The sequence below is a fragment of the Acidimicrobiia bacterium genome (assembly GCA_035471805.1).
GTDB lineage: Bacteria > Actinomycetota > Acidimicrobiia > Spongiisociales > JAHEDJ01 > JAHEDJ01.
In genome coordinates this window covers 64,286-70,285 of the sequence record DATIPS010000010.1, presented here as the reverse complement: position 1 = coordinate 70,285, position 6,000 = coordinate 64,286, and the positions used below count along the sequence as shown (strand labels likewise).

Below are 6,000 nucleotides of genomic sequence, written 5' to 3'. Positions count from 1 at the left end.
GCCCCTCCGGGTGGCGGGCCCACGAAAGGGCCGGGAGGAGAACCGGCTACTTCGCCAGGACGGTGAAGGTGAACACCTTGTAGTGTCCCTCGGAGTCCCTGATCGTGACGTTGAACGGTTCGTTGGGAGTGGCGCCCTCGAAGAACACTTGAAGGTCCCAGTATCCGAGGTCTCCTGCCACTGTGCCGGCGCCGCCGTAGGGTGACTCTGCCCAGATCGTTGCACCGGGTGTGGCGGTTCCCTTGAAGATGTCGTAGGGGGGAGTCTCGCTGCACGACCCGAACTTCTGGAAGACGCTGAAACCGATGGGGGCCGGTTCATATCGGAATTCGAAGGTTCTCCGGTCGCCTGCCGATGTTTCTACGACGATGCCTATCGTCTGACCGGGTGTGAGCCCGGAGAAGTGAACCTTGAGATAGAACTCGCCACCCTCGGCCACCGTCTCGGCTGAGCCGTAGTCGGAGAAGGCGCCGATGACTGTCCCGGGTTTGGCGGTCCCCGTGAACTTCTCCCATTGGTCGGAGTTCACTCCGTATTTCTGGGTGATGGTGAAGTCGTATTGGGCATCCGGGTTGTACTTGCTCTTGAATTCGAAGGTCTTCGAGTGTCCGTCGGAATCTGCGATCCTGACCGCGAACCACTGGTAATAGGGGGCGCTGGGGAACTTGACCTTCATCTCCCACTTGCCCTTTTCGTTGACCGTTGTGGATGCGGAACCGAAGTCTGATGTTGCCTTCACCGTGGTGCCCGGTCTTCCGGTACCGTAGAAGACGTCGTACGGCGGATTGGCCGCGGACACCTTGTAGCTCTGATTGGCCGTGAACGCATGCTCGCCTTCGCCGGCCTCGTAGAAGACCTTGACGGTCGCCTCAGACATGTTGCCGGCCTCATCGAAGGCCTTGATCGTGGCCAGGTTGCCGCCGGGTTCGAGAAGGAGAACGATGGACCAGTGGCCGTCGGCATCGACGTCGGCCCTGAAACCCGCCGCTTTGACGATCGCCCCTGGTTCGACCTTGCCCTCGAACCTCAACTCCCTGGTGGATACGGTCGCTCCGTACTCCGGAGATGTGATGATCAGATCCGGTGGGTTCGTGTCGGAGAGCTCTTCCGGGGTTTCCTTGGTCCCGGCCGGCTTCCCGTCTGTGGTGGCCGGCGCCTCCACTTCCTTCTGCTCTTCGACCATGGTCGTTGTGCTGGACTCTTCGGTCGTTTCGCCGGCGTCCGGAGCCTTCTGCTCTTCCAGGGGGAGAAGGGTGCCGGACTCGGCGGTTTCTGCGTCTGCCGAGGGTTCGTCGGCAGACGGCAAGTACTCGCCCATCTGAGCGAGGGCAATGCCGCCGGCGATCACGATCACGAAGGTGGTGGCGAATATCCCGAGCCTGCGAAACACGTTGGTCCTCCTGTGACTGGTCATCACTTGTAGGTGTTATATGGTCACTGTCAGTGGTTACTCGCAGTACGGGAGTGAAAGGTTTACCCGCCCGGCAATTTCGCGTTTGGGCCGACGGGGCTGCTCACTGCTTGCCCCGGGGGTCGGGGAAGCTGCCGGCGCTCCATGGCGTATCGAACATATGTTCGATACAATCAATGTCGACCATGCCCTATGCGGAACTCCACAGCCACACCAACTTCAGCTTTCTCGACGGGGTATCACATCCTGAAGACCTCGTATATCGGGCGGCAGACCTGGACTACCGGGCGTTGGCAGTCACCGACCACAACGGAATGTACGGCGCCGTGAGGTTCGCCAGGGCTGCAAAGGAGGTAGGGCTTCCGGCGGTGTACGGGGTGGAGATCGGGCTCAGTCGCGAATCGCAAGTAACCGGTCGCGAGTCGGAGGAACCGGTCGCTTCGGCGTCGCAGCGCGACGTAGAGCGAATGGCGACCGCCGAGTCGCAGGCTGCAGCACGCCGGGGTCGGACCAGGAGATCCCATGGTTCGAAACCGGTTGTTGCTCCGCCTACCGATCATCTCGTGCTGCTTGCGCCATCTCCCGAGGGGTATGCCGCTATCAGCCGCCTCGTCACCAGAGCGCAGTTTCGCGGTGAGAAAGATCTGCCCGTTTACTCGTGGAACGATCTCGACGAGGCTGCCCGAACCGGCCGGTTGGTTGCACTAACCGGATGCTGGCAAGGGGCCGTCCCTGCTGCCGCTCGCCTGGGTCGCCTCGACGCGGCCCTGACGGCTGCCGCCCCCCTCCACGAGATATTCGGGAATCGGCTCCACATCGAAATCTGGAATCACCGCATGCCCGAAGACGATCTTCGCAACGATGTGCTGTGGGAGGTAGGCCGGCGATTGCGGCTTCCGGTCGTGGCGACCAACAACGTTCACTATCACGATCGCAGAGAAGCCGATCTGGCAGATGTGGCGGCGGCCATTGCGGGACGACGATCACTCTCCGACCAGGATGGGCATAGGCCGGCAGTCGACGAACGACACTTGAAGAGGCCGCAGGAGATGATCGAACGGTTCTCCGCCTATCCGGGTGCCGTGGAGAGGTCGGTGCGTTTGGCGGAAGCACTGGCATTCGACCTCAACCTGGTGGCGCCACAACTGCCCGACTTTCCCATGCCCGGTCATTATCGATCCGAGATGGAGTACCTGCGGCACCTTACGTTCCAGGGTGCCGGGGAGGTATACCCGGACGGTGCAGGGGGAGTCGATCCCGTTGCGGTGGCCCGCCTCGAGCACGAACTGGAAGTGATCGGCAAGCTCAACTTCCCCGGCTACTTCCTGGTCGTGTGGGACATCGTTCAGTTTGCAAAGAGTCAGGAGATCTACTGCCAGATTCGTGGATCGGGAGCTGATTCGGCGGTGTGCCGGTGTTTGGGGCTGACGAGAGTCGACCCCATCCGTTTAGGGCTTCCTTTTGAACGGTTCCTGACCGAAGAGCGAGGGCGACCTCCGGACATCGACCTCGATCTGGAGGCCGACCGGCGCGAAGAGGTCATCCAGTATTGCTATCGCCGCTATGGGCGGGAGCGGGCGGCGATGGTCGCGAACGTCATCACTTATCGCGCCCGATCCGTATTGCGCGACGTTGGAAAGGCATTCGGGTTCACACAGGCGCAGGTAGATGGACTCTCGAAATACGTCGATACGAGGGATCCGGGGAAGTTGCGTCTCGAGGCACCATTGCCGGAAGGCATGACGGCGGATTTCGTTTACGACGTTTGCCATCGCATGGATGGATTTCCGCGCCACCTTGGTATTCATTCGGGCGGCATGGTCATTGCAGACCGTCCACTGTGGAAGGTGGTGCCGGTCGAGTGGGGACGGATGGAAGGTCGATCGGTCATCCAGTGGGACAAAGACGACTGCGCATCGATCGGCATAGTCAAGTTCGACCTGCTCGGTCTCGGCATGCTCAACGCACTTCATCTGACGGCAGACGCGATCGAGGCGGCACATGGGATCACCATCGATCTGGCAGATATCCCGCAGGAACCGGCCGTGTACAGGATGCTCACCAGGGCCGACACGGTCGGCGTGTTCCAGGTCGAGTCGAGAGCACAGATGGCAACGCTGCCGAAGATGAAACCCAAGACGTTCTACGACCTGGCAGTCGAGGTAGCCCTGATCCGTCCGGGGCCGATACAGGGGCAATCGGTGCACCCGTACCTGAGGCGGCGGAATGGAGAGGAGAAGATACGGTTTCCGCATCCGCTCACCGAACCCGTCTTGAGCAAGACCCTGGGTGTCCCCATTTTCCAGGAACAGTTGATGGAGCTCGCCCGGGTGTGTGCCGGGTTCGACGGCAACCAATCGGATCGACTGCGGTCGGCGATGACGCACAAGAGATCTGATGAGGCGATGGGGCGTCTCCGTGATGAGGTGTACGACGGCATGGCGGCCAACGGGATTCTGGGTGCGGCCGCCGATGAGATCTGGGAGAAGCTGCAGGGGTTCGCTTCGTTTGGATTCCCTGAGAGTCACTCTGTGAGCTTCGCCTACATCGTCTATATGTCGGCCTGGTTGAAGTACCACTGGCCGGCCGAGTTTCTGGCCGGTCTCCTCAACGCCTATCCGTTGGGCTTCTACAGTCCCAACAGCCTGGTGCAAGATGCTGCCAGGCATGGAGTCGTGGTGCACAACCCGGACGTGAACGCTTCGTGGCATGACTGCACGATTGAGCCTCACGATGCCGATCCCGACGACCTGGCTGAGTACTACGGGCAGGCCTGGCGGCGGGGGAGGGGGCCGGTTGACGACTCGCTCCGCCCTGCAGTGGCGGTCAGGCTGGGTCTGCGGTATGTGCGCAATCTGGGAGAGGCGGAGATCACCAGGGTCGAAGCGGCCCGGCAGGCCGACGGCAGGTTCCTGTCGCCCCAGGACCTTGCTCAGCGGACGGGATTGAGGGTCGACGCTCTCGAGGGTCTGGCAGCAGCCGGTGCGCTCGAATCTCTTGGACTGAGCAGGCGAGAAGGTTTGTGGGCGGCCGGTGCCCTAGCCGAGATCAGTCCGGAGAGACTGCCGCTGGCGCCGGGAGCCGAGCCGCCACAGTTGCCGGGGATGAGTGAGGAGAGCCAAGCCCAGGCCGATTTGTGGGCAACCGGAATATCGGCTCGACACCCCGTTGAGTTCGTGAGAGAGCGTCTCGACGCACTCGGTTGCCTGACCGTAGCCGGGGCTCTGGCGACAGAACGCAACGGCGTCCGGGCCAGCATTGGGGGGATCGTGACTCACCGCCAGCGGCCGTCAACGGCCAAGGGGGTGATCTTCTTCAACCTCGAGGACGAGACGGGTTTGCTCAACGTGATCGTGTTACCGGACATCTGGCAGAAGAACCGTGAGGTCGCCAGGCGGAATCCCGGTCTGGTGATCGAGGGTGTCCTGGAGTTCCGGGACGGCGTTACCAACTTCGTGGCCAGGTCCTTCACTCCATGGCCGGCCAGAGGTGTCACCTCCCGCAACTTCCGCTGAACATCGTGTGTGAGCTCCGGCGCGCATTAGTCACGCAGGAAGGACGAAATCTGGGACCATGACCGGGTGATCGGGACACTCAACGAAGGAGCTCTGCACGCCCAGCTCAAAGATTGGTATTCCGTCGACGGTGATTTGTTCGAACATCCGGTAGACGGGTGTGTGATCGATATCGTGCGGGGTGAGCTTCTCGTTGAGATTCAGACGGGCGGGTTCGCTCCGTTGCGGAAGAAACTCGATCGGTTGCTCGGGTCCCATCCGGTCCGGCTGGTGGCGCCGATTGCCCGGGAGCGCCGTATCTTCCGGATGGATCCCGACGGCGAGATTCTCTCTTCGCGGCGGTCTCCCAAACACGGCCGGCTCGAAGATGTATTCGGCAAGCTGGTGAGTCTTCCCACCTTCATCCAACGCGACGGGTTCGAGCTCGAGGTGCTGTTGACCGTTGAAGACGAGTATCGCGTCCACCAGCCCGGGAAATCCCGGCGCCGCAAGGGGTGGGTGACGGTCGGCCGAAGGCTGGACAGGGTGGACGGCTCCACACTGATCACGTCTCCGACCGGCTTGAGCGCGTTGCTGCCGGTCGACCTGCCTGCACCTTTTACAACTGCGGATCTGGCGGCCGGCCTGGACGCATCCCGGCGTCTTGCCCAACAGATGGTCTACTGCCTGCGGGAGCTCGGCCAGATCGAAATGACCGGCAAGACGGGGAACTCAATCGAGTATCTGCGGGTCGACTGAGGCTCAGCCGCCTAATTGTCCGTCTGCCCACGCGGAGCACCAGGGCCACGGCGTCCAGCCGCTGGATGCCCAGAGCAGGTGAGCTGCGGCGGTGTTGGCTTCCGCATCGAAGATGCTCGCCCCCGGGAATCCGGCCGCGGCTGCTCTCGAATCCCAGAACCTCTCGGCATGTTGATAGAGCCCCCCGTACGGACCGGCTGGGTTGTAGGCGTTGGGGTCGTAGCCGGACTCGCACCATGCCACCAGGACTGCCTTGTCCAACTCCTCGACCGGAAAGAATCGTCCCGCCAACTCGCGCATCTCCCCCTCGGTCAGGGGCCCGCCGGCCGGAACGGT

General features: G+C 62.1%; 4 protein-coding genes. 2 read left to right on the top strand and 2 right to left on the bottom strand.

All coding sequences use genetic code 11. The annotated features are described in order from the left end of the window. Nucleotides 1-46 precede the first annotated feature (46 nt). Complete coding sequence (locus VLT15_02400; protein HSR44066.1) at nt 47-1,390, bottom strand: hypothetical protein; 1,344 nt, start codon at nt 1,388-1,390, stop codon at nt 47-49. A 197-nt stretch (nt 1,391-1,587) separates the two neighbouring features. On the opposite strand from VLT15_02400, the gene VLT15_02395 reads away from it, so the two are divergent. Then, the gene (locus tag VLT15_02395) at nt 1,588-4,926 is read left to right on the top strand and encodes an error-prone DNA polymerase (GenBank protein HSR44065.1); all 3,339 of its coding nucleotides are present in this window, start codon (nt 1,588-1,590) and stop codon (nt 4,924-4,926) included. 66 nt (nt 4,927-4,992) lie between these two features. After that, nucleotides 4,993-5,664 (top strand): hypothetical protein, encoded by a 672-nt coding sequence (locus VLT15_02390; protein HSR44064.1) that lies wholly within the window; start codon nt 4,993-4,995, stop codon nt 5,662-5,664. Nucleotides 5,665-5,667: 3 nt separating this feature from the next. Here VLT15_02390 and VLT15_02385 read toward each other — a convergent pair whose 3' ends face one another. Then, a complete protein-coding gene (locus tag VLT15_02385) occupies nt 5,668-5,964 on the bottom strand; it encodes a transglycosylase family protein (protein HSR44063.1) in 297 nt (98 codons plus the stop codon). Nucleotides 5,965-6,000 lie beyond the last annotated feature (36 nt).